The organism is Thioalkalivibrio denitrificans, from assembly GCF_002000365.1.
GTDB classification, from domain to species: domain Bacteria; phylum Pseudomonadota; class Gammaproteobacteria; order Ectothiorhodospirales; family Ectothiorhodospiraceae; genus Thioalkalivibrio_A; species Thioalkalivibrio_A denitrificans.
Window position 1 is genome coordinate 22,906 of the sequence record NZ_MVBK01000057.1, and the last position, 21,537, is coordinate 44,442.

Sequence of the window (21,537 nt, forward strand, 5' to 3'; positions counted from 1 at the left end):
ACGTCGATGTTTGTCGATGGTTCCGCGGAGAGAGACCATGTGGTTTCTCACGAGGCCTTGTTCAGGAGGTATTGCATGAGCAGGGGGACGGGGCGGCCAGTGGCGCCTTTTTCCTTGCCGCTCTTCCAGGCGACGCCGGCGATGTCCAGGTGCGCCCAGTGGTATTTCTTCGTGAACCGGGACAGGAAGCAGGCGGCGGTGATGGTGCCTGCGGGGCGGCCGCCGATGTTGGCCATGTCCGCAAAGTTGCTCTTGAGCTGTTCCTGGTATTCCTCCCACAGCGGCAGTTCCCAGGCCCGGTCGTAGCACTGCCGGCCCGCGTTGAGCAGTTCGTTGGCCAGTGGGCCGTGGTTGCTCAGGAGGCCTGTGGCCTGGTGCCCGAGGGCGATGATGCAGGCGCCGGTGAGGGTGGCGATGTCGATCACCGACTCCGGCTCGAAGCGTTCCACGTAGGACAGGGCGTCGCACAGGACCAGCCGGCCCTCGGCATCCGTGTTGAGGATCTCCACGGTCTGTCCGGACATACTCGTCACCACGTCACCGGGGCGGCTGGCTTTGCCGTCCGGCATGTTCTCCGCGGCCGCCACCACGCCGATCACATTCAGGGGCAGCATCATCTCGGCAATGGCCTTCATGACACCCAGCACGCTGGCAGCCCCGCACATGTCGAACTTCATCTCGTCCATGGCCTCGCCAGGCTTGAGCGAGATACCGCCGGTGTCGAACGTGATGCCCTTGCCTACCAGCACGATGGGCTTGCTGTCCTTCTTTCCGCCCCGATACTCCATCACGATCAGCTTGGCCGGCTGCTCGCTGCCCCGGGACACGGAGAGCAGGGCGCCCATGCCGAGTTTCTCCATGTCCGCCTCTTCCATGACCTCCACCTTCACGGACTTGTAGGTCTTGTTCAGCTGCCGGGCCTGATCGGCCAGGTAGGTGGGGGTGCAGATGTTGCCGGGGAGGTTGGCGAGGTCGCGGGTGAAGCGGGTGCCCAGTGAGATGGCCGAGGCCACACGCACGGCCTCCTCCCCGGGCAACAGGTCCGAACGGGAGGGCACGCTCAGGATGATGCGGCGCAGGGGACGCTGGACCTCGTCCTTCTTGCTCTTGAGCTGCTGGAAGCGGTAGAGGGTGTCCTGGGTGACGGTCACCGCCTGGCTGATCTTCCACAGGGTGTCGCGCCCCTTGACCGGCAGATCCGTGAGATAATTCACTGCCTCCACGGCGCCGCTCTTGTTTACGGTACGGGCCATGGTAGCCGTCACGCTGCGGTAGGCGGCCTCGTTGAACTCGCGCTCCTTGCCGCAGCCCACCAGGAGGACACGGTCGCACAGGGTGTTGGGCAGGTTGTACAGCCAGAGGGTCTGTTCCTTCTCTCCGTCCATGTCACCGCGGCGCAGGATGGTGGAGAGCATACCGCCGCTGGCCTTGTCCAGAACGCGGGCGGCGCCTGAGAGCCTGCGCCGCTCGAAGACCCCCACGACCACGCAGGCACTGCGCTGTTTTTCAGGGTTGCCGCTCTTGACTGAAAATTCCATGCCACTCCTCGGGTATGCTGGTGGGACGCGCCCGGACGGCGCCGTTCAGAATCGATAAATGAGGCACGCCCATTCTATGCAAGTTCCCATGCCATCACCACGCCGGCGCGTGTCGGGCCCCGTCGGGCGGGTCCGGGAAGGAGTGGCCGCATGGCAGTGAGGCAGGGGGTTTTCGACGTCCTCGATCGCTACCTGATGCGCGAGATGCTCAGCACCCATGGGGCGGTGACCCTGGTGCTGCTCCTGATCATTGTCGGCGGCACGCTGGCACGCATCCTGCGCGATGCCGCAGAGGGACGCATACCGCCGGATGTGTTGCTGCCGCTGGTGGCGCTGGGTTCGGTGCAGGGGCTGATCCTGCTGCTGCCGGTGTCCCTGTTTCTGGCGCTCATGCTGGGACTGGGGCGCCTGTACAAGGACAGTGAGATGACGGCGCTTCAGGCCTGCGGTGTGGGTCCCGCGCGCCTGTACAGGGGCATTGCCTGGTTGACGGCCCCCATGGTGGCCCTGCTCACGGTGCTGGTGTTCTGGGCCGCCCCGCTGGCCTCCGCCGCCATCGAGCAGGTACGCGCCGAGGCGGAACAACGGCCCGACCTGGCAGGCGTGGCGCCCGGGCGGTTCATGGAGTCCCGCGTGGACAGGCGCGTGTTCTTCATCGAGGGCTACACCGACGATGGTGCGTCCATGCGCAACGTGTTCATTCAGTCGCGCGGACCGGAGGGTACCGAGGTGATCACCGCGCAGCGCGCACGCAGCCAGGTGGACCCGGTGACAGGCTCCCGCTACCTGGTGCTTCACGACGGCTACCGCTATCTGGGTCACCCGGGAGGACGCGAGTTCCGCGTCATCGAGTTCCGTACGCACGGCATGCGGGTGCCTGACCCCGAAGGTGCTCGGCGACGGGGCGGCGTGGGGAGCATGCCGACCCTGGATCTGATCGGCTCTGATCGACGCGAGGCGCAGGCGGAACTGCACTGGCGCGCCGCCATCCCCATTTCCATGATCCTGCTGGCTGCCCTGGCGCTGCCGCTGTCGCACACCACCAACCCGCGCCAGGGGCGCTTCGCGAAGCTCACGGCGGCCATCGTCATCTACATCGTCTATGCCAACTTTCTCATTCTGGGCAAGTCCTGGTACGAGAGCGGCCAGACCCCGGCATGGCTGGGGCTGTGGTGGGTACACGTGGCCTTGGGCGCAGTGATCGTCGTACTGCTCTGGCGCCAGCGCGGACTGCGCCTCGGGCGCCGGGTCACCCCCGTGGAGAGCCCGTCTTGAGGCGGCTCGACGGATACATCGGCCGCCAGGTGGCGGTTGGCACCCTGCTGGTGCTTTTGGTGCTCACGGGGCTGGACGCCCTGTTCGCCTTCATTGGCGAGATCGACGGCCTGGATGAACACTACGGACTCGTACAGGCGCTGGTGTACACGGCGCTGACGGTGCCGCGCCGCGCCTATGAACTGTTTCCCACCGCTGTCCTGCTGGGCAGCCTGCTGAGCCTGGGTACACTGGCCGCCAACAGCGAGCTCATTGCCATGCGGGCGGCCGGCGTGTCCGTGGCGAGAATCGTGGGTTCGGCGCTGCGCACGGGCCTGATCCTGATGGTGGGCATTGTGATCGTCGGCGAAGGGGTGGCCCCCGCGGGCGAACAGCGCGGCCAGAACCTGCGCGCCATGGTTCACAGTGACGAGATGCATGTCACCACACGCGGCCTGTGGGCCAAGGACGGACAGCGTTTCGTGAACGTCGGCGCGGTGATGCCCGATCTGCGCCTGCTGAATGTCCGCATCTACGAACTCGATGCCGACCGGCGCCTGAGCGCCCTCATGAGGGTCGAAGCGGCTCGCTATGAGGGCGGCAGATGGATGCTCTCGGGTATCCATCGCAGCCGCCTGTCCGATGCGGGCGTGACCAGCGAGTTCGTGGACGAGGAACGCTGGTCCCGGCTGCTGGCGCCGGAACTGTTCGATGTTCTGGCTGTGGAGCCGCGGCAGATGTCGGCCATGACGCTTCGCCAGTACGTCAATTACCTGCGCGAGAACAACCTGGAATCCGCACAGTATGAATTGGCCTACTGGATGCGATTCACCATACCCCTGTCGAGCCTGGTGATGCTGCTGCTGGCCATACCGTTCGTGTTCGGTTCGCTGCGCACGGGCAGCGCGGGGCAGCGGCTGTTCATCGGCGTGCTCATCGGCGTGGGGTTCCACCTGCTCAATCGGACATTCAATCACATGGGCATTGTCTACGGATTGCCGCCGCTGCTGAGCGCAAGTCTGCCGATGCTCATATTTCTTGGCGTGGCGCTGGCGGCGCTGAGGCGAGTGAGATGAATTCAAGATTCAAGATTCAAGATTCAAGATTCAAGATTCAAGATTCAAGATTCAAAGGTAATGGGTCGCCCGCTTTTCCCTTGAATCTTGAATTTTGAACCTTGAATTTGTTTCAAACCCTCTCCAGCTTCGTCCCCGACAATCGGTCATGCAGCATCAGGCGTTCGGGATCGCGCTGGGCCCTGGCCAGCCCGGCTGCCACCAGCGCAACGAAGGGCAGGGCGGCGATCCACCAGCCGCGGATGTAAAGCGCCGCGGCTGCCACGACCAGGCACCACTGGCCAAGGGCCACGCCGAAGCGGATGCCTGCCTGTCGCCAGGTGACCTGCTTCCCCGCCATGTCCACCAGGCGTATTTTCCAGGCCTGCATGCCCAGCGTCTGTCCCCGTTGGCGTGTCCAGCACCATCCCAGGAACCCGAAGGCCACCAGTGGAATGTACAGGCGCAGCGGCAGAAACAGCGGGTGCTCGTCGGTGATACCGAATGCGGCCACGATGAAAAACTCGACTGCCATGATCATGGCCAGCAGCAGCAGACCGTCGTAGGTCATCGCCGCCAGACGACGGGGCAGGCCAACGGGGGCGGTTGCAGTCTTGGGGGAGGCCATGGATTGTCCTGTGGCGGCCGGGGCACCCGGGAGAATTCCGGGAACCCTATCAAATTTTTCAATGACACCGATGGATTTTATGGCGGGTACGGAGGCCCTGTGGTAATAATTCCAGACACAGAGGTCTGCCGCATGCGCGGCGGAACATTATAAGGCAACCCCGCCCGAGGGCGAGGAGATTGCCGGATTCGTGCGGCGCCGTCACGGGGTCGTGCATGTTAGAGGGGGAGGTTCATGGGGTTGATCCGCGATCTCATGGCGCAGCCGGGTGTTCTGGCGGCGGGAGAGTACTCCTACCGGGGTGATCGTTTTTCCTACGAAGGCAACCTGACGCGGGAGATGGCCCGCATGGCCTCGATCATGTGTCGGGCCACGCATATGGGCGTCCACATGGAATGCGACATCCTCGGCGTGTTCTGCCCTGGCTGCGGGCTCGTGCCCTCCCGGGGCTGGGCCGTGAGGGGGCCGCGTTTCAGCGTGTGTGTCATGGCCAATTTCTTCTGCATCCTGGAAAACCGGGACGGTGTCATGAACGCGGTCCTCAAATGCATGCACGAGTCCCTGGACGAGGTGGCCATCGACATGGTGTGAGACGTGTCGACGCACGTTCGTGAGGGATTTTCCAAGGGGGACGGAATGATCGAACTGAGTACGCTCATGTCGTTGAACGGTGCCGTTGCGGCCTTCGAGTTTTCGGACCGGGGGGAACTGGTGAGCCACGCGGTGGCGCCGGACCCGGACATGGATCCGGTGGCCCTGGACATGCTGAGCCATGTCTGCGTGGCCAATATCTCCCTGGCATCCATGCAGGCCAGGGGCTGGGAAGGCGTGACGGGCATGAACGGCTTCTACCCCATCCAGGGGTTCACCCTGATCGGGATGGACTGGACCGCCGTCATCAATGGCCGCCATGGTGTGGTTCTGCGCAATGACTCGGGCGATGTGGAAGCCGCCTATCGCGCCCTGGGGGCAGGGGATCAGGGTCCATGATCAGGCGGTTGCTGGCCCTGGATGGCGTCCTGGTGGCCGCGCGCTTTCGCGACGACGGACAATTGGTGGAGGGTTACGGTCTGCTCGATGAGCATCATATGTGGCGCCTGGCCCGCTTCGCCCACGACTACAAGCGCTTCACCCAGGGGAATTCGGACCAGTTCTCCATGTTCACCCGATTGCGTGGCTGGACCCCGCCCAAGGGCTGGATCGTGCGTGGCGAGGCGCACTCGGTGTGTTCCATCGGCAACCTGGTCTGCCTGGTGAACAATGCCGAGGCCTCTCTCAATGAGGTCATGCGCGAGCTGGACGACGTGTCCCATTTCTGAGCCGGCCCCTGTCTGCGGGTCTGCCGGCCCGTTCTCCGGCAGGAACTTGTTGGAACCGCATCCGGGTTCCTATACTGCGTCGACGATCAAGATGCAGTGAATCCACTCAATCATCCCGGTAATCAGCCAGTGACTCGAATCCAGGACCCGGAGAAGCGCCGTTTTCATCGCATCAGTTTCGAGGGATCCGCCTACGTTTCCTTTGACGGAGGCGCGGAAACGCAGGTCGATCTGCTGGATCTCTCCCTGCACGGCGCACTGATTCGCACGACGGGAATGGAGGCTCAGCCTGCGCCTCAACAACGCTGCACCCTCAGGGTGCCGTTGACGCAGGACCTCGCCATTTCCATGGAGACCCGGGTGGCGCGGGTGGAAGGCGAGGAGACGGGCCTGGTGGTAGATCGGCTGGATCTCGACAGCGCGCAGCACCTGAAGCGTCTCGTGGAACTCAACCTGGGGGATGAGACCCTGCTTAATCGGGACCTTGCCGCGTTGTTCAGGAGAGAGTGAGAGAAGGGCAAATTCAAGATTCAAGATTCAAGATTCAAAGGGTCCCCTCGATAGATCCACGTGCCCTTCCCTTGAATCTTGAATCTTGAATCTTGAATATTTGATTGTTCCCTTCCACCGACATGCAGAGACCCCCATGACCCAGGGACTGCTGGTGATCAATGCCGGCTCCTCGAGCATCAAGTTTGCGCTCTACGCGGTGCAGGCGCAGAGTCTCGTTCCTCACTATCGCGGCCAGGCGGACGGTCTCGGAGGCCGCAAGGCTCGGCTGAGGTTCACCGACGCTGACGGCAACCGCCTGCTGGACCATGATCTGCGGGAAAGCGCCGACCACGACGAGGCGCTTGATCGCGCATTGCAATGGCTCGAACAGCACCTGGGCGGTTTGCGGCTGCTGGCCGCCGGGCATCGCCTGGTGCATGGCGGCCCGCACTTTGACAGTCCGGTGCGCCTCGACGCGGATACCCTCGCGCAGCTTGAAAGTTTCAGCCAGCTGGCGCCGCTTCACCAGCCCCATAACCTGAAAGCGATCCACGCGGTGGCGCGCCTGCGCCCCGATTTGGCGCAGGTGGCCTGTTTTGATACGGCCGTACACCGATCGCAACCCAGGGAGGCACAGCGCTTCGCCTTGCCGCGGGAATATGAGGAGAAGGGCATCCTGCGCTACGGTTTCCATGGCTTGTCCTACGAGTACATCGCGTCCGTGCTGCCCGATCATGACGAGCGGGCCACCCACGGTCGGACGGTGGTGGCACACCTGGGTAACGGTGCGAGCATGTGTGCGCTGCTGGCCGGGCGCAGCATTGCCACCACCATGGGCTTCACTGCACTCGACGGGCTGCCCATGGGCCAGCGTTGCGGCAGCATCGATCCTGGCGTGCTGCTCTACCTGCTGCAAAGCGAAGGCATGAGCGCCTCCGAGCTGGAGGATCTCCTCTACCGCCGATCGGGATTGCTCGGCCTGTCCGGTATCAGCTCCGACATGCGGGAGTTGCTCGAGAGCAATGACCCCGCGGCGGCGGAGGCCGTGTCATATTATGTATATCGTGCCGTGCGGGAGGTCGGCAGCCTGGCGGCGGCCATGGGCGGACTGGATGCCCTCGTGTTTACCGCAGGGGTGGGCGAAAATGCCGCGCCGGTGCGTTCCGCCATCTGCAGGCACCTGCAATGGTTGGGGCTGTCTCTGGACGAGGAGGCCAATACGCGAGGCGATATGCGGATCAGTACTGAGGCGAGCCGGATGTCGGCATGGGTGATTCCCACCGACGAGGAACTGATGATCGCCCGGCACACGCTGGATTGTCTGCAGAATCCTTGACCTGGACTCCTGGCCCTCGGATTTCCGTCGTCGACATGGGCCTGCTATGGTCCTTTTGGGGCCAATCATGCGCGCGGGTTCGGCAGGCCGGCGTTGCGGCATCGCCCCTGATGCGATCAAATGCTGATGCAAAGACGCCGGGAATGACAAATCCGGGTGCGCCATGTCCACTGCGCGGCGTACCGACCTCACAGGGTATTGCATGGTGGAAGCGACGACTGTCAGGAAGCAACGACAAACCGGTTCGGCGGCGGCCCGCACGCTCGAGGTGATGCGTGCGGTGACCCATGCCGGGTTGCCCCTGGCGCTTCCCGAGATTTCCGATCTGGTGGGCCTGCCCAAGCCCACGGTGCATCGCATCGTGTCGCTGCTTGAGGAGGAGGGTTACCTGGTCAAGGATGAGACCGGACGACGTTTCGTGCCCGGGCCCCAGCTGCGGGATCTCTCCTACCGGGTCTTTCAGTGCGAGGCCCTGCGCGGGCCCCGGCATCTCATCCTGCAGCAGCTGGCCCAAAGGGTCGGCGAGGCGTGCAACATCGTGCTGCTGGACGGCGATCGCATCACCTACCTGGACCGCGTTGACTCCGCCTGGCCGCTCAGGCTGCGTTTCGAGGTGGGCTCCCACGTGCCCCTGCATTGCACGGCCACCGGTAAACTGCTGCTGGCCATGCAACCGAAGCGGGTGCGGGATCGGCTGGTGTCGTCCCTGACGCTGGAGGCCAAGACGCCTCACACCATCACCGGGTTGGAGGCATTTCAGCAGGAACTCGCCCGCATCCGGCGCGAGGAGGTGGGTATCGACAACGAGGAATTCATCGAAGGTATGGCCTGTATCGCCGTGCCCATCCACCCGCCCAAGGGCCCGCCCATTGTGGCCGTATCCATCCATGCCTCCATTCCCCGGCGTTCCCTGGACGATCTGCGCGCATTATTGCCGGACCTGCGTGAAGCCGCGCGGGCTCTGGCACCCGTCATGTACTCCTGACACGGCATCCCGGACCCTCCGGCAATTCGAGTAAAGGATTGCCTTTCTCCCGCAACTCTTTCATCGCGCTGGCAAAGTGCAGGGTGTTCTGCGTCGAGCCGGCTCGTTGGTCCAGCGTCTTCCGTCAAAATTTTGCCTGAGGATTGCAAAAACGCACAAAAATGAGACGAAATATCTCGGGAATGGTCTATACTGGGCCCTTGTGTTGATTTGTCTGGTGTGCCCACCTTCCCGAAGCGCCTGTCGGCGAGCGACGTGCAACGATCCGGCAGGCGGCGCGCCAGACCCCATTAGCGAGGGAGAAGACCGATGAAACGCATGACCCCGAGTGAGGCATTGGTGGAGACGATGGTGGCCCACGGCGTGAAGAACGTGTTCGGTATCGTGGGATCGGCGTTCATGGATGCACTGGACATCTTCGAGCCGGCGGGGATCCGCTTCATTCCCACGGTACACGAACAGGGGTCCGCGCACATGGCGGATGGATATGCGCGTGTGACGGGTCGCCACGGGGTGTGCATCGCGCAGAACGGACCCGGGATCACGAACTTTGTCACGGGGATTGCCGCGGCGTACTGGGCGCACAGCCCGGTGGTGGCGATCACGCCGGAGACGGGGACCAACTCCCAGGGTCTTGGCGGTTTCCAGGAGGCGGAGCAGCTGCCGTTTTTCGAGAAGATCACCTGTTACCAGGGCAACGTGAGCCGCTCGGACCGCATGGCGGAATTTACGGGGCGCTGCTTTAACCGGGCGATCAACGCCAATGCGCCGACCCAGCTCAACATTCCGCGGGATCTGTTCTACGGCGAGATCGAGTGCGAGATCCCGGGGCCGAAGCGTCTCGAGCGCGGTGCAGGCGGCGAGCGCGAGCTGGATCGTGCAGCGCAGCTGCTGGCGGAGGCGCGTTTCCCGGTGATCATTTCCGGGGGCGGTGTAGTGCTCTCGGAGGGTGTTCAGGATTGCGTCGCGCTGGCAGAGCGCCTGAGCGCGCCGGTGGTCAACAGCTACCTGCACAACGACTCCTTCCCGGCGAGCCACAAGCTGTGGGCTGGCCCGCTGGGCTACCAGGGCTCCAAGGCGGGCATGCAGTTGATGGCGAAGGCCGACGTGGTCCTGGCGCTTGGCAGCCGGCTTGGGCCCTTTGGCACGCTGCCGCAACACGGACTCGATTACTGGCCCAGGGAGGCGCGCATCATCCAGGTGGATGCCAATCCCGACATGCTGGGCCTGGTCAAGGGCACGGACGTGGATCTGCTGGGTGATGCGGCGGCCGTGGCGCGGGCGCTGCTTGCGCGGCTCAAGGATCGCAAGCTGGCCTGCGACGCGAACCGCGACGAACGCCTCGGCACCATCGAGTCCACCAAGGCCGAATGGGAGAAGGAGCTCGATGGCTGGAGTCACGAGCGTGACGAGTGGAGCCTGAAGGTGGCGGACAGCGATGGCGGACTGCATCCACGCCAGGTGCTTCGCGAGCTGGAGAAGGCCATGCCGGGCAACGCCATGGTTTCCACGGATATCGGCAACATCTGCTCGGTGTCCAATTCCTACCTGCGCTTTGAGCAGCCGAGGAGTTTCTTTGCGGCGATGAGTTTCGGCAACTGCGGTTACGCGCTGCCGGCGATCATCGGCTGCAAGGTGGGCGCGCCGGATCGCCCCGCGGTGGCGTACGTGGGTGACGGCGCGTGGGCGATGAGCATGGTGGAGATCCTGACCTGTGTTCGGGAAAACATCCCGGTGACGGCGGTGGTGTTCAACAACCGTCAGTGGGGCGCGGAGAAGAAGAACCAGGTGGATTACTACGGCGAGCGTTTCGTGGGCTCGAACCTCAACAGCCCTTCATGGGCGGGCATCGCGCGTTCCATGGGTGCCGAGGGGGTGACCATCGACAAGCTCGACGAGGTGGGCGGTGCGCTTGCCGCGGCGTGTGAGGCGCAAAAGCAGGGCAAGACCACAGTGATCGAGATCAACGTCTCGCGCGAGCTGGGCGATCCGTTCCGCCGTGATGCGCTCAAGGCACCCAGGCGCCTGCTGGACAAGTATAAGAAGTACATGTGATCGACGACGGTGCCGGTGCGGGTTCCCGAAAGGCTGTTCCGCACCGGTGCCTGTCCGGTAAGAGGGTGAACACACCATCGAGCCGGGGCGGAGCCCCCTCGGTGTCGGCGTAACGGAGTGAACAGAGGACGTACAACGAGGAGAAAAGAGGTCAATACTCAAATGTGCGGACGGGCGGGCTGACTGCCCCCCGGATCCGCAAGGCCGGAACGCCGCCGGACACCCTGCAGAGGGCCGGGCGGGGCAGCCATCCGGCCGCGCATAACAGCGCACCCCGGGTCGACCAGCCTGCATGGCCGGTGGACGACGGCGGTGCCAATACGCTGGAGGAGTGAGGGTGGAGTTACTGACGTACCTTCCACAGGTGTTTTCCGGGGTCAATATCCTGATCCTGGTGCTGGGCACCATCATCGGCCTGCTACTGGGGTCCATGCCCGGTGTCAGCCCCACCATGGCCGTGGCCCTGCTCATCCCCTTTACGTTCCACATGGATTCCACTGCCGGGCTGATCCTGCTCGGCGTGATCTATGCCTCCACTGTCGCGGGTGGGGCGGTGAGTGCGATCCTGATCAACATCCCGGGTGCGCCCGCCAACATCGCCACGATCCTCGACGGCCATCCCATGGCCCGCAACGGTCGCGCCACCGAGGCGCTGCATTACTGTTTCATCAGTTCCGGCATCGGCGGCATTCTGGGTGTGCTGGTACTGATCTTCTTCACGCCGCCGCTGGCGGAACTCGCACTGCGCTTCGGGCCGTCGGAACTGTTCTGGGTGGCCATCCTCGGCGTGACGGTGATCGGTTCCCTGGGCAGCACGTCGGTGCTCAAGGGCCTGATCGCAGGGGCCTTCGGCATCTGGATCTCCCTGATCGGCTTCAACCCCATCCTCGGCACCGAACGCTTCGTGTTCTCCGGTCACCTGCAGGGCGGGATCAGCATCGTCCCCGCCCTCATCGGCCTGTTCGCCATTCCCCAGGTGCTGTACATGGTGGAGAGCGCATGGCGGGGCCAGACGGGAGAGCAGTTCCAGATGGAGGGGCGCAGCATCTGGCAGTCCGTACGCTACAACCTGCGTCGGGTGCGTTCCCTTTCACTCGGCAGCGTGGTGGGCGCCGTCGTCGGCCTGATACCGGGCGCGGGTGGCCAGATCGCCGGGCTGTTGGCATACGACCAGGACAAGAAGTTCAGCGGACATCCGGAGAAGTATGGCAAGGGCGAGCCCGACGGTGTCATCGCTTCTGAAAGCGCCAACAACGCCATGGTGGGATCATCGCTCGTGCCCATGTTTTCCCTGGGTATTCCTGGCAGCCCCACCGCTGCGGTACTGCTGGGCGGTCTGCTCATCCAGGGGCTGTTCCCGGGCCCGGATCTTTTCACCCAGCACGCCAGCGTGGTGTGGACCTTCCTCGGCGCGCTGCTGTGCGCCCAGATACTGCTCATGGTGTTCGGCCTGTACATCAGCTCCCTGAGCCGGTTCGTGATCGGCATTCCCAAGGAGTACATGGCGGGCGCGGTGGCCGTGCTGGCCATCTTCGGCACCTACAGCGTGCAGCACAGCTTCTCTGACGTGCTGGTGATGCTCGTGCTGGGTACCGGCATGTACTTCTTCATGCGTTACGGTTTCAGCCCGGGGCCTGTGGTGCTTGGCATCATCCTCGGGCCCATCGCGGAGGAGAATCTCCTGCAGGGGCTGATCATCGCGCCCGCGCTGGACGGCCCGATGCCGTACTTCTTCACCGGCACCATCAACCTGATCCTGATCGGCCTGTGCGTCATGTCGATCGGATACAGCATCTACAGTGAGCTCAAGATCCGCAGCCGCCGCAGGGCCGGTGAGCGAGCCGGGGGGGCGCCCGAGGCATGACCATCTGGAAGCAACGGATCATTGCCATTGCGAGCATCCTGGTGGCTGCCGGGCTGGTCGTCTGGTCTTCTCCGGAAGCGCGGCCCGGTTACGAGTTTCCGCGCATGGTGGCCTGGACCATGCTGGTGCTTTCCGCGGTGCTTGCGCTGATGGCTTTCAAGCCCGGCAAGGTGGTGATTCCCGCCGACATCGAATCGGTCCCGATGCGCATCATCTGGCCGATGCTGGTCATTCTCGCGGGCATGGCCTATCTCGCACCGCGTCTGGGCTTCCTGTCCACATCGTTTCTCGTGTTCGTGGCCACTGCCCTGGTCTTCAGCCCGGACCGCCTCGGCGTACGTCGCATCGCGCTGGTGGTGGCCATTGCCGCGTGTTTTACCGTGAGTCTGTATCTGTTGTTCGTGCTGTTGCTTGGTGTGCAATTGCCGCGAGCCCTGCTGTTCTGAACGAGCCCAACAGCGGGCCGGCCATGCACCGGCCCCAAAACCAACCCAATGGGATGTAAGGAGGAATGAAGCATGATCAAGCGACTCAGCAAGTATCTCATGCCGTTGATGGCCGTACCGGTGGCGTTCGCCCTCGGGGCGCTCGGCACCGTCAAGGCGGACTGGCCCGATCGTCCGCTGACCATGATGATCCCGTACACCGCAGGCGGCGCGTCGGATTTCCAGGCACGCATCGTGACGATTCCTTCCGAGGATGAACTCGGGCAGCCGGTGGCGATCATCAACCGACCCGGCGCCGGCGGTCAGGTGGGCTGGAACCAGTTCGCCGCAGGTGCCCGCAAGGACGGCTCTGAACTGGCCGGTTACAACGTGCCGCACTTCATCGCCCAGTCCATTATGCACACCACTCAGTACAACAAGGACAACCTGGAGCCTGTTGCCAACTGGGGCGCCGATCCGGCGGTACTGATCGTCTCGCGGGACAGCCAGTTCGACACGCTGGAGGACCTGGTCGAGTATGCCAAGGCCAATCCCGGGCGCGTGACGGTCTCCGGTGCGGGCCAGTTCGTGGGTCATCACATCGCCACCCTGCAGCTGGAGCGTGCTGCGGGTATCGAGCTGCGCTACGTGCCCACATCCGGCGGCGTGGACGCCATGCGCTTCGTGCAGGGCGGCCAGTCCATGGCCGGCTTCAACAACCTGTCAGATGCCTATCGCGCCCGCGATCGCCTGAAGATCCTGGCCATCGCGGATCTGGAGCGGGATGAGGAGTTCCTGCCGGATGTTCCCACCCTCAAGGAACGGGGTTTCGACGTGGATGACACCAGCGTGAACTTCCGCGGTGTCATGGCGCCGCAGGGCGTGCCTGCCGACCGCCTCGAGATGCTGTCCGAGGCGTTCGTCAACATGTTCAACGACGATCGTGTCAAGCGCCGCATGTCGGCCGGCGGTTCACCGCTGCGCGTCATGAACCGGGAAGAGACTCGCGCACTCTGGGATCGTCAGCAGCAGACCCTGGAGCAGCTGTTCGAGGGCATGGAGGCAAACTGAAGTCCGGACAGGTCCATTGGACCCGTCACGGGCTGGTTTCACAGGGGTGCGCCAAGGATGGCCAGCGGGGGGTCAGGGATGGCCCGTCCCCTGATTTTGAATCATCGGGTGCCGGCGCGGCCGGTGTCCTTAAAGGGATTCCCTATCCGGAGCAGAATCCTTTCCCGGACAGTGGGGATCCTGGCAGAGAGCAAGGCTTATGGGTTCACAACAGGTCGAAGATCAGGCAAGCGACGAGACTGCAGCACGTGTCACCGGGATAGTTGACCGGGCCCGCGCGGCTCAGCAGGTGTTTGAGCGCTTCGATCAGGCACGGGTGGACGAGGCCGTGACGGCACTCGCCTGGGCGCTGATGCATCCGAAGCGCAACCGCGAACTCTCGGAACTGGCGGTGCAGGTTACGGGGCTCGGCAACGTCAGCGACAAGATCATCAAGAACGAGCGCAAGACCAAGGGTCTGTTGCGCGACCTCAACGGACAGCGCACGGTCGGAGTGATCCGCGAACTGCCCGAACTGGGCCTGGTGGAGATTGCCCGGCCCGTGGGGGTGGTGGGTGCGGTGGTGCCCTCGACCAATCCCGCCGCGACACCGACCAACAAGGCCATCAACGCGGTCAAATGCCGCAATGCGGTAATCCTCTCGCCGTCGCCCAAGGGCGCCGAGGTGTGTGCACGGCTGGTGGGGTACATGCATGAGGAACTGGACAGGGTGGGAGCCCCCCGGGACCTGGTGCAGTTCCTGCCCGCTCCGGTCAGCAAGGAAATGACCCTGGAACTGATGCGCCAGGTGGATCTCGTATTGGTCACCGGTTCGCAGAACAACGTGCGTTCCGCCTATGCGAGCGGCACGCCGGCCATTGGCGTGGGCACAGGAAATGTTCCGGTCATCATCGACGACAGTGCCGACCTGCACGATGCCGCGGCCAAGATCGCTCGTTCAAAGACCTTCGACAACGCCACCAGCTGTTCTTCCGAGAACAGCCTGGTCATTGTCGATGCCGTATACGACGCCATGCTTGAAGCGATGGCCGGACAGGGGGGTGTCTTGCTCAATGCCGAAGAGAAGGCCCTGCTCCAGGACAACCTCTGGCAGCAGGGATCATTGAACCGCCGGCTGCTGGCAAAGAGCGCCGCGGAGATCGCGCGTGCCGTGGGCATTGAGCGCGCCGACCGTGACGATACGCGTATCCTCATGGTGGAAGAGAGCGGGGCGGGGCCCGAATACCCCTTCTCCAGCGAGAAACTCTCGCCGGTGCTGACCATCTACCGGGTGGCCGATTTCGACGCGGCATTCGACAAGGTGCACGAAATCCTCCTGCACCAGGGCGCGGGACACTCCTGCGGCATTCATACCCGCGACGACGCACACGTCATGCGGCTCGGTCTGGAGATGCCCGTGTGCCGGGTGATCGTGAACCAGGCCCATGCCGTGGCCACCGGCGGCAGCTTCGACAACGGGCTGCCGTTCTCCCTGTCCATGGGCTGCGGCACCTGGGGCGGAAACCCGATTTCCGACAACCTCAATTTCCGTCATTACATGAACATCACCCGCATTGCGCGAACGATTCCTCCGGTTGAACCGAGCATGGAGGACCTGTTCGGAGCGTACTGGAAGAAGCACGGCCTGGAGCCGGAATGACGCGGACGATGCGCGCGGGCCGGAGTTCTGCGGATCAAGTGACCGGATCACTGTTATGAGCACGATTCTGACACTCATCGAGAAATGGGCGAAGGAGCGCGGCAACGAGACCTTCCTGATCGGTCCGGAGACCGGCGAGACCGTCAGCTTCTCGCAGCTTCTGGCCCATGTGGAGGACATTGACCGCAGGTTGTCGGCGGGCGGCATCGAAAGAGGCGAGAAGGTCGCCTTCCTGATGGAGAACGGACTCTGGTCCGCGATTCTGTTCGTGGGTGTCATGGCCAGCGGGCGTGTCATCGTCCCGCTCAACGCGGTATCCGGCGACGACCAGTTGCGTTATGTGCTGGATCACTCGGACAGCCGGGTCCTGCTCGTGACGGAAACCTATCGGGAGCGCGCCGGTACGATCATGCAGGGGATCGATCGGGACATCACACGGATTCCCACGCACGTGGAGCGGGGGCCCGAATGGCCATGGGAGGCTGCCGCCGAGGCAGGTGGCGAAGCGCCTGAACCCGAAGATATCGGGCTGCTCATCTACACCTCGGGCACCACGGGATTGCCCAAGGGCGCGCTGCTCAGTCACCGCAGCGTAATCGCCGGCGGGCGCTACACGGTGGAGGCGCACGCGCTGACGGCCGAGGATCGGGCCTTGTGCGTGCTGCCCCTCTATCACATCAACGGCGAGATCGTCACGGTCATTGCTCCACTGTACAGCGGCGGCAGCCTGGTGATTCCGTACAAGTACAGCACCAGCGCATTCTGGAAATGGATCGAGCGCTATCACTGTACCTGGTTCAGCGTGGTGCCCACCATCATCGCCTATGTGCTGGACAAGGCGTCGGAGACGGCGGAGCACGTGAAGAACGGCGAAGGTTTCCGGCAGGTGCGCTTCGGCCGCAGCGCATCGTCGGCGTTGTCGCCGGAGATGCACAAGGCCTTCGAGGAGTCCTTCGGCATCCGCATCGTCGAGACCATGGGGCTCACAGAGACGGCGGCGCAGATCCTTTCGAATCCCCTGCCGCCGGCCACCGGCAAGTATGGCTCCCCGGGCATCCCCTACGGCAACGAGGTACGCGTGGTGGACGAGAACGGCAACGAGTTGCCCCGCGGTGAGGTGGGGGAGCTCGCGGTGCGCGGCGACAATCTCATGTCCGGTTACTACAAGAACCCCGAAGCCACGGCCGGTGCGCTCAAGGGCGACGGGTGGTTTTACACGGGTGATCTGGGTTTCCAGGACGAGGATGATTACTTCTTCATCACCGGCCGCATCAAGGAACTGATTATCAAGGGCGGGGAAAATGTGGCGCCGCGCGAGATCGACGAGGTGCTGCTGCAGCACACGGGCGTACTGGAAGCCGCGGCCTACGCCATACCCGACGAGCGCTACGGTCAGGAGATCATGGCCTGTGTCGTGCCGAGCGAAGGTGTGGAACTGAGCGAGCAGGCGCTGCAGGATTATTGCGTTGAGAAGCTCGGCCGCTTCAAGGCGCCCCGTCAGGTCAGCGTGGTGCGCTGGGTCCCAAAAGGCCCGTCCGGCAAGATACAGCGCCTCAAGATACCGGATATGCTGGAGGAATTGCGCACAACGCCTCCGCCGGAAACCTCGAACATGAGCCAGGACTGACGTGGACGGCGTCCGTGCCCGCGGCATGAATCCGGGTGTCGGTACGGCGATCCGCATGGAGTGAACTATGGCTGCCCCTCTTGAACGACTGGAAAGGATCATGCTGGCAACAGACGGCACGCGTCACAGCCGCGCCGCGGAGGCGGCGGCCGCGTGGCTTGCCAAACAAAGTGGTGCCGGCATGTCTGCGTTGCAGGCGGTGATCGGGGACACCGGCTATCCGCTGATGGTGCCGGGCGACGAACATGCCGCCGTAAAGGATGCCCGGGACCACATGGCGGAACTGTGCCGGCGCATGGCCGGTGAAGGCATCCAGTGCCAGCCCCTGGTGTCACCTGCCGCGAACCCGTTTCAGGTCATCGTGGAACGCGCCGGCGAGACCGGCGCGGACCTCATCATCATGGGTCGCCGGGACCGCAGTGATCTCAGTCGCCTTATGATGGGCGACAACACCGCCAAGGTCATCGGCCACGCTCCGTGCCCGGTGATGGTGGTCCCCAAGAGTGCGTCCGTGCCGTGGCACGGTATCGTGGTGGCCACCGACGGGTCCGAGTTCAGCGAGCGCGCCGTGGCAACCGCCGGCTGGTTCGCGAAGGAACTGAAGATTCCGCTGCGGGTGCTTGCGGTGGTCACCGGCAGGGAAGGCGATCCCGATGCCGCCGGTGCCCGTCGTGTGGCGGATGCGGCGAAGACGGCGCTGGCCGATGTCGACACGCTGGCCGACTGCGCCGTGGAACGGGGTCGCCCCGATCAGGTGATCGTCTCCTATGCCAACCGGCACGGCGCCGACCTGATCGTGGTGGGCAGTCACGGAAGAACGGGGCTGGCACGCCTGATGGTGGGCAGTGTCTCGGAGCGGGTGGTGGGCCATTTTGACGGCGCGGTGCTTGTGGTTAGATAGGCAGCGCCAGCGGCATCGCGTCGTTTCTTTTCCCGTAGCATGATTCCCCAGATGCAGACGGTTTCCCCCCGAGGGTTTCGCATACGTTACCAAGTGCACGGCACCGGTGTGCCCGTGCTGTTGCTCCACGAGTTCGGCGGTTCGGGGCGGAGCTGGCTGCCCTATATCCGCCGGATGCCGGAGGGGTTCATGGCCGTGGCCGTGGACGCGCTGGGTCATGGCGGGAGCGATTGTCCCCGGGAGGCGGACGCCTACGTGTCTGCAGGGCGGGTCGCGGATTTCACCGCGGTGCTGGATGCGCTGGGCATCGGGCGGGCCCATGTCTGGGGCTACTCCATGGGGGGGCGCAATGCGTGGGCGATGCTCGCCCATGCCCCTGAGCGTATCGCCTCGCTGATCGTCGGCGGCGCAGGCCCCCCCGGTCCGGATGACGACGACGGCCCCGATTACCTGGAGGCCCGGGCCGCGGCGCTGGCCCGGGGTGACTGGGGGGCATTCTGGCGGGTACTCACCCCGGACGGGGCCGAGGAAGGACCCGGCGTGCAGGTGTTTCGCAGGCGTTTTGAACAGGACAACGATGCCCGCGCGCTGGCTGCCGTGTCACTGGCCCTGCGGGAATGGCCGGCGCTGCCGCCACGCCGAGGCGTGCCGATGTCCTGTCACTACGCGGGCGCCCTGGATGGTTTCCTGCCCCGGGTGCGTGCCGGTGCAGCCCAGCTGGGAGGCGTCCTGCACGTGATCGAAGGGGTGGGGCATGACGCCCACTTCAAGGCGGTCGGAGAAGTGTCGGAGATCGTGCGTGACCACCTGATGAGTGTGTCTTTCTAGCGCGTAGTCGGTGGCCGCGCAGAATTGAAGTGAGCTGGGGTGCTGGATCTCTGTAGGTCGGGCTTCAGCCCGACGCGGGCGGCCTCGACAGGCACCTCTGTCGGGCTGAAGCCCGACCTACGACCCGACCGGCGGGCGGCGGTCAGACGCCGTGAGGCTTGCAGTCGTCCGCCCTCTCCGGGCAGAGCAGCCGGGACGCGCGGCCGAACCCGCAGCAGACCAGGCGCGCCGTACCGGCCAGCAACACCGCCAGGGGGTGATGCACATCGATCACCACCTCGTCGCCCTCGGCGCTGACCTGCATCGGTTCCTGAGCAGCCGCCCATGCCAGCTGTGCGGCCTGGTCACGCGCCTCGGACGCGTTGCGGGTGGTGATACGAAAGCTCAGGGACATGGCCGGAATCTCCAGAAATGAAACGCGATATCTCGCTTGTTGCGCTGCAGTATACCGGAAATGCTGCACTGCCGCAACATGTGGGGCTGGCGTCCCCCTGGGCCGATATAACTTGAAGTCGCGTCCCTAACATATTGAAAAGAAATCAGGAAGAGAGCCCGGATTCGAGGGGGTTGAGTCCGGGCTAAAGGAGTCCCTCCAGCGGCATCACGTCCACCTCGGCACCTTCCTCCACATCCCCCGCCTCCCGCGGGATGACGATGAAGGCGTTGGCCCGGCTCATGGAGCTGAGCACATGGGAGCCCTGCAGCCCGGTGGTGGAGACCACGGGCCGCCCGGTCTCATCCTGGGACAGGATGCCGCGCTGGTAGTCCGTGCGCCCGGGTACCTTGCGCAGGCGGTTGAGGCAGCGTGCCCGGAGGGTGAGCGGCGCCTGGGGCTCCATGCCCATGAGGCGCTGCAGTGCCGGGCGCACGAAAAGGATGAACGTGGCCATGGTGGACACCGGATTGCCGGGCAGGCCGAAGAACAGGGCATCCCCCAGGCGACCGAAGGCCAGCGGCCGGCCGGGTTTCATGGCGATCTTCCAGAAATCGATGCGCCCGAGCTGCTCCAGGGTCTGCTTGACGTAGTCGGCGTCGCCCACGGACACCCCGCCGGTGGTGATCACCATGTCCGCGGTGTTGCGGGCCTCGGTGAACGCCGCCACGATGGCCTCGGGTTCGTCGGGGATGACGCCCATGTCGCGAATCTCCACGTTCATGCGGCGCAACAGGGCGTAGAGGGTGTGCCGGTTGCTGTCGTAGATCTGGCCGGGTGCCAGGGGCTGACCCACACCGCACAGTTCGTCTCCCGTGGAGAAGTAGGCCACCACCGGCCGGCGCACCACGTCCACCTCGGCGATCCCCTGGGAGGCCAGCAGGCCCACGTCGGCGGCGTTGATGCGCCGCCCGGTGGCCAGGACCACGTCGCCGCGGCGCACGTCCTGCCCCGGCAGGCGCACGTTCTCGCCCTGTCCGGTACCGGCGGGCAGGACGACCGTTTCGCCCCGGACCTCCACCCGTTCCTGCATGATCACCGAGTCGGCGCCCTCGGGCACCACGGCGCCGGTCATGATGCGCACGCATTCCCCGGGGCCGAGGGTGCCCGTGAACGGGTGTCCCGCCAGGGATTGCCCCGCGAGCCTCAGGCGCGTTTCGCCCCCGGCGCCCAGATCACGCCCGGCGAAGGCATAACCGTCCATGGCCGCGTTGCGTTCCGGCGGCACGTCCATGCGCGCAGGCACGTCCCGGGCGAGCACCCGGTCCAGCGCGTCCCGCAGGAAGACGCGTTCCATGCCCCGAAGCGGCTGCGTCAGCGCGCGGATGTGCGCCAGCGCCTGCTCCACGGTCCGGGCGTGCGGGTCGAATTCGTCCATGCAGGTGGCGGGCTGTTTGCGGCTCATGGTGTGTGGTTGTCGTCTCTGGCGGATTCGCGCTGCCATTGTAGAACAAAGGCGCAGATCGCCTCGGCGTCGTTGAGATCCAGGAGCGACCTGTCGCAGGGAACGGGCAGCGGCGCGTCGCTGGCTACGGCGATGATGTCAGGATCGTCCGGAAACATCAGCGGCTTGCCGAGGCCCGGGCGATGCAGTTCGATCTTGGGGAAGCGCTCACCCTTGAACCCCTCCACCAGCACCAGGTCGGCACGTTCCGGAACCAGTTGCCTGAGCAGGTCGGCCAGTCGCGGTTCGCCTGGCGGCTCGAACTCCGTCATGAGCGCCATGCGGCGGCTCGATGCAATGAGCATCTGGCTGGCGCCCGACTTGCGCAATTCGTAGCTGTCCTTGCCGGGCTTGTCCACGTCGAAATCGTGGTGGGCGTGCTTGACCATGGCGATGCGCAGCCCGTGTGCGCGCAGCATGGGGATCAATTGCGTCAGGAGGGTGGTCTTGCCGGTGCCGCTCCATGCGGCGAAGCCAAGGATGGGGCGCGTCCATCGGACGGGGGCAGGTTTCATGGCGTTGTGGTCTCGACTGGGTGCCGGGAGACGAATCCGGTCCGATTGATTGATATCATGAGTTTCCATAAGGATATCCATAAGAATGGCACCTGATACAGCCTCCCGTCGACACACGACCTCAGAGG

At 64.5% G+C, this 21,537-nt stretch carries 21 protein-coding genes; 16 read left to right on the plus strand and 5 right to left on the minus strand.

What is annotated here, in order from left to right; genetic code table 11:
• Positions 1–47: 47 nt before the first annotated feature.
• On the minus strand, positions 48–1,538 hold the full coding sequence (locus B1C78_RS09830) for a leucyl aminopeptidase (RefSeq protein ID WP_077278989.1): 1,491 nt from the start codon (positions 1,536–1,538) through the stop codon (positions 48–50).
• Between the two features lie 150 nt (positions 1,539–1,688).
• Between B1C78_RS09830 and lptF the strand changes: the two genes are divergently transcribed.
• Positions 1,689–2,813 (plus strand): LPS export ABC transporter permease LptF, encoded by a 1,125-nt coding sequence (gene lptF, locus B1C78_RS09835; protein WP_077278990.1) that lies wholly within the window; start codon positions 1,689–1,691, stop codon positions 2,811–2,813.
• Entirely contained in the window at positions 2,810–3,868 is a 1,059-nt protein-coding gene (gene lptG, locus B1C78_RS09840) for an LPS export ABC transporter permease LptG (protein WP_077278991.1), read from the plus strand. The genes lptF and lptG overlap by 4 nt, the downstream gene beginning before the upstream one ends.
• 112 nt (positions 3,869–3,980) lie before the next feature.
• Here lptG and B1C78_RS09845 read toward each other — a convergent pair whose 3' ends face one another.
• Positions 3,981–4,475: an RDD family protein gene (locus tag B1C78_RS09845; protein ID WP_077278992.1), complete on the minus strand. Its 495-nt coding sequence runs from the start codon at positions 4,473–4,475 to the stop codon at positions 3,981–3,983.
• A gap of 234 nt (positions 4,476–4,709) precedes the next feature.
• Here B1C78_RS09845 and B1C78_RS09850 point away from each other — a divergent pair, with 234 nt between their 5' ends.
• The 14 genes from B1C78_RS09850 (at position 4,710) to B1C78_RS09915 (ending at position 19,017) form a co-directional block, all read left to right on the plus strand.
• Positions 4,710–5,066 carry a DUF2173 family protein gene (locus tag B1C78_RS09850; RefSeq protein ID WP_077278993.1) on the plus strand — a complete coding sequence of 119 codons (357 nt, stop codon included), beginning with the start codon at positions 4,710–4,712 and terminating at the stop codon, positions 5,064–5,066.
• Between the two features lie 45 nt (positions 5,067–5,111).
• Entirely contained in the window at positions 5,112–5,465 is a 354-nt protein-coding gene (locus tag B1C78_RS09855; RefSeq protein WP_245795390.1) for a DUF2173 family protein, read from the plus strand.
• Positions 5,462–5,794, plus strand: a complete 333-nt coding sequence (locus tag B1C78_RS09860; protein WP_077278994.1) for a DUF2173 family protein — start codon at positions 5,462–5,464, stop codon at positions 5,792–5,794. Before B1C78_RS09855 ends, B1C78_RS09860 begins: the two co-directional genes overlap by 4 nt.
• 129 nt (positions 5,795–5,923) lie before the next feature.
• Complete coding sequence (locus B1C78_RS09865) at positions 5,924–6,304, plus strand: PilZ domain-containing protein (RefSeq protein WP_077278995.1); 381 nt, start codon at positions 5,924–5,926, stop codon at positions 6,302–6,304.
• Positions 6,305–6,440: 136 nt separating this feature from the next.
• Positions 6,441–7,622, plus strand: coding sequence for an acetate/propionate family kinase (locus tag B1C78_RS09870; RefSeq protein ID WP_077278996.1), 1,182 nt, complete (start codon positions 6,441–6,443; stop codon positions 7,620–7,622).
• A gap of 163 nt (positions 7,623–7,785) precedes the next feature.
• The gene (locus B1C78_RS09875) at positions 7,786–8,607 is read left to right on the plus strand and encodes an IclR family transcriptional regulator (RefSeq protein ID WP_077278997.1); all 822 of its coding nucleotides are present in this window, start codon (positions 7,786–7,788) and stop codon (positions 8,605–8,607) included.
• Between the two features lie 309 nt (positions 8,608–8,916).
• A complete protein-coding gene (gene xsc / locus B1C78_RS09880; protein WP_077278998.1) occupies positions 8,917–10,662 on the plus strand; it encodes a sulfoacetaldehyde acetyltransferase in 1,746 nt (581 codons plus the stop codon).
• Between the two features lie 337 nt (positions 10,663–10,999).
• Positions 11,000–12,526: a tripartite tricarboxylate transporter permease gene (locus B1C78_RS09885; protein WP_077278999.1), complete on the plus strand. Its 1,527-nt coding sequence runs from the start codon at positions 11,000–11,002 to the stop codon at positions 12,524–12,526.
• Entirely contained in the window at positions 12,523–12,972 is a 450-nt protein-coding gene (locus tag B1C78_RS09890; RefSeq protein WP_077279000.1) for a tripartite tricarboxylate transporter TctB family protein, read from the plus strand. The genes B1C78_RS09885 and B1C78_RS09890 overlap by 4 nt, the downstream gene beginning before the upstream one ends.
• A 72-nt stretch (positions 12,973–13,044) precedes the next feature.
• The gene (locus B1C78_RS09895; RefSeq protein ID WP_139349886.1) at positions 13,045–14,022 is read left to right on the plus strand and encodes a Bug family tripartite tricarboxylate transporter substrate binding protein; all 978 of its coding nucleotides are present in this window, start codon (positions 13,045–13,047) and stop codon (positions 14,020–14,022) included.
• A 199-nt stretch (positions 14,023–14,221) separates the two neighbouring features.
• Positions 14,222–15,661, plus strand: a complete 1,440-nt coding sequence (sauS, locus tag B1C78_RS09900; protein ID WP_077279001.1) for an acylating sulfoacetaldehyde dehydrogenase — start codon at positions 14,222–14,224, stop codon at positions 15,659–15,661.
• 55 nt (positions 15,662–15,716) lie between these two features.
• Entirely contained in the window at positions 15,717–17,288 is a 1,572-nt protein-coding gene (locus B1C78_RS09905) for an AMP-binding protein (protein WP_077279002.1), read from the plus strand.
• A gap of 100 nt (positions 17,289–17,388) precedes the next feature.
• Entirely contained in the window at positions 17,389–18,189 is an 801-nt protein-coding gene (locus tag B1C78_RS09910; protein WP_175628276.1) for a universal stress protein, read from the plus strand.
• A 51-nt stretch (positions 18,190–18,240) separates the two neighbouring features.
• Positions 18,241–19,017, plus strand: coding sequence for an alpha/beta fold hydrolase (locus tag B1C78_RS09915; RefSeq protein ID WP_175628277.1), 777 nt, complete (start codon positions 18,241–18,243; stop codon positions 19,015–19,017).
• A 142-nt stretch (positions 19,018–19,159) separates the two neighbouring features.
• Here B1C78_RS09915 and B1C78_RS09920 read toward each other — a convergent pair whose 3' ends face one another.
• From B1C78_RS09920 to mobB, 3 genes are all read right to left on the minus strand, one after another.
• Positions 19,160–19,411, minus strand: coding sequence for a hypothetical protein (locus B1C78_RS09920; RefSeq protein WP_077279005.1), 252 nt, complete (start codon positions 19,409–19,411; stop codon positions 19,160–19,162).
• A 184-nt stretch (positions 19,412–19,595) separates the two neighbouring features.
• The gene (gene moeA, locus B1C78_RS09925) at positions 19,596–20,855 is read right to left on the minus strand and encodes a molybdopterin molybdotransferase MoeA (RefSeq protein WP_245795391.1); all 1,260 of its coding nucleotides are present in this window, start codon (positions 20,853–20,855) and stop codon (positions 19,596–19,598) included.
• Complete coding sequence (gene mobB, locus B1C78_RS09930) at positions 20,852–21,409, minus strand: molybdopterin-guanine dinucleotide biosynthesis protein B (protein ID WP_077279007.1); 558 nt, start codon at positions 21,407–21,409, stop codon at positions 20,852–20,854. Before mobB ends, moeA begins: the two co-directional genes overlap by 4 nt.
• Positions 21,410–21,537: the final 128 nt, after the last annotated feature.

Bases quoted from the DNA above. Each gene is read 5' to 3' on its own strand.
- B1C78_RS09910 (WP_175628276.1), top strand. From the start codon at position 17,389: ATGCTGGCAACAGACGGCACGCGTCACAGCCGCGCCGCGGAGGCGGCG.
- B1C78_RS09895 (WP_139349886.1), top strand. From the start codon at position 13,045: ATGATCAAGCGACTCAGCAAGTATCTCATGCCGTTGATGGCCGTACCG.
- xsc (WP_077278998.1), top strand. From the start codon at position 8,917: ATGAAACGCATGACCCCGAGTGAGGCATTGGTGGAGACGATGGTGGCC.
- B1C78_RS09890 (WP_077279000.1), top strand. From the start codon at position 12,523: ATGACCATCTGGAAGCAACGGATCATTGCCATTGCGAGCATCCTGGTG.
- B1C78_RS09920 (WP_077279005.1), bottom strand. From the start codon at position 19,411: ATGTCCCTGAGCTTTCGTATCACCACCCGCAACGCGTCCGAGGCGCGT.
- moeA (WP_245795391.1), bottom strand. From the start codon at position 20,855: ATGAGCCGCAAACAGCCCGCCACCTGCATGGACGAATTCGACCCGCAC.
- B1C78_RS09875 (WP_077278997.1), top strand. From the start codon at position 7,786: ATGTCCACTGCGCGGCGTACCGACCTCACAGGGTATTGCATGGTGGAA.
- B1C78_RS09830 (WP_077278989.1), bottom strand. From the start codon at position 1,538: ATGGAATTTTCAGTCAAGAGCGGCAACCCTGAAAAACAGCGCAGTGCC.
- B1C78_RS09905 (WP_077279002.1), top strand. From the start codon at position 15,717: ATGAGCACGATTCTGACACTCATCGAGAAATGGGCGAAGGAGCGCGGC.
- B1C78_RS09850 (WP_077278993.1), top strand. From the start codon at position 4,710: ATGGGGTTGATCCGCGATCTCATGGCGCAGCCGGGTGTTCTGGCGGCG.
- lptF (WP_077278990.1), top strand. From the start codon at position 1,689: ATGGCAGTGAGGCAGGGGGTTTTCGACGTCCTCGATCGCTACCTGATG.
- mobB (WP_077279007.1), bottom strand. From the start codon at position 21,409: ATGAAACCTGCCCCCGTCCGATGGACGCGCCCCATCCTTGGCTTCGCC.
- B1C78_RS09870 (WP_077278996.1), top strand. From the start codon at position 6,441: ATGACCCAGGGACTGCTGGTGATCAATGCCGGCTCCTCGAGCATCAAG.
- sauS (WP_077279001.1), top strand. From the start codon at position 14,222: ATGGGTTCACAACAGGTCGAAGATCAGGCAAGCGACGAGACTGCAGCA.
- B1C78_RS09860 (WP_077278994.1), top strand. From the start codon at position 5,462: ATGATCAGGCGGTTGCTGGCCCTGGATGGCGTCCTGGTGGCCGCGCGC.
- B1C78_RS09915 (WP_175628277.1), top strand. From the start codon at position 18,241: ATGCAGACGGTTTCCCCCCGAGGGTTTCGCATACGTTACCAAGTGCAC.
- B1C78_RS09845 (WP_077278992.1), bottom strand. From the start codon at position 4,475: ATGGCCTCCCCCAAGACTGCAACCGCCCCCGTTGGCCTGCCCCGTCGT.
- B1C78_RS09855 (WP_245795390.1), top strand. From the start codon at position 5,112: ATGATCGAACTGAGTACGCTCATGTCGTTGAACGGTGCCGTTGCGGCC.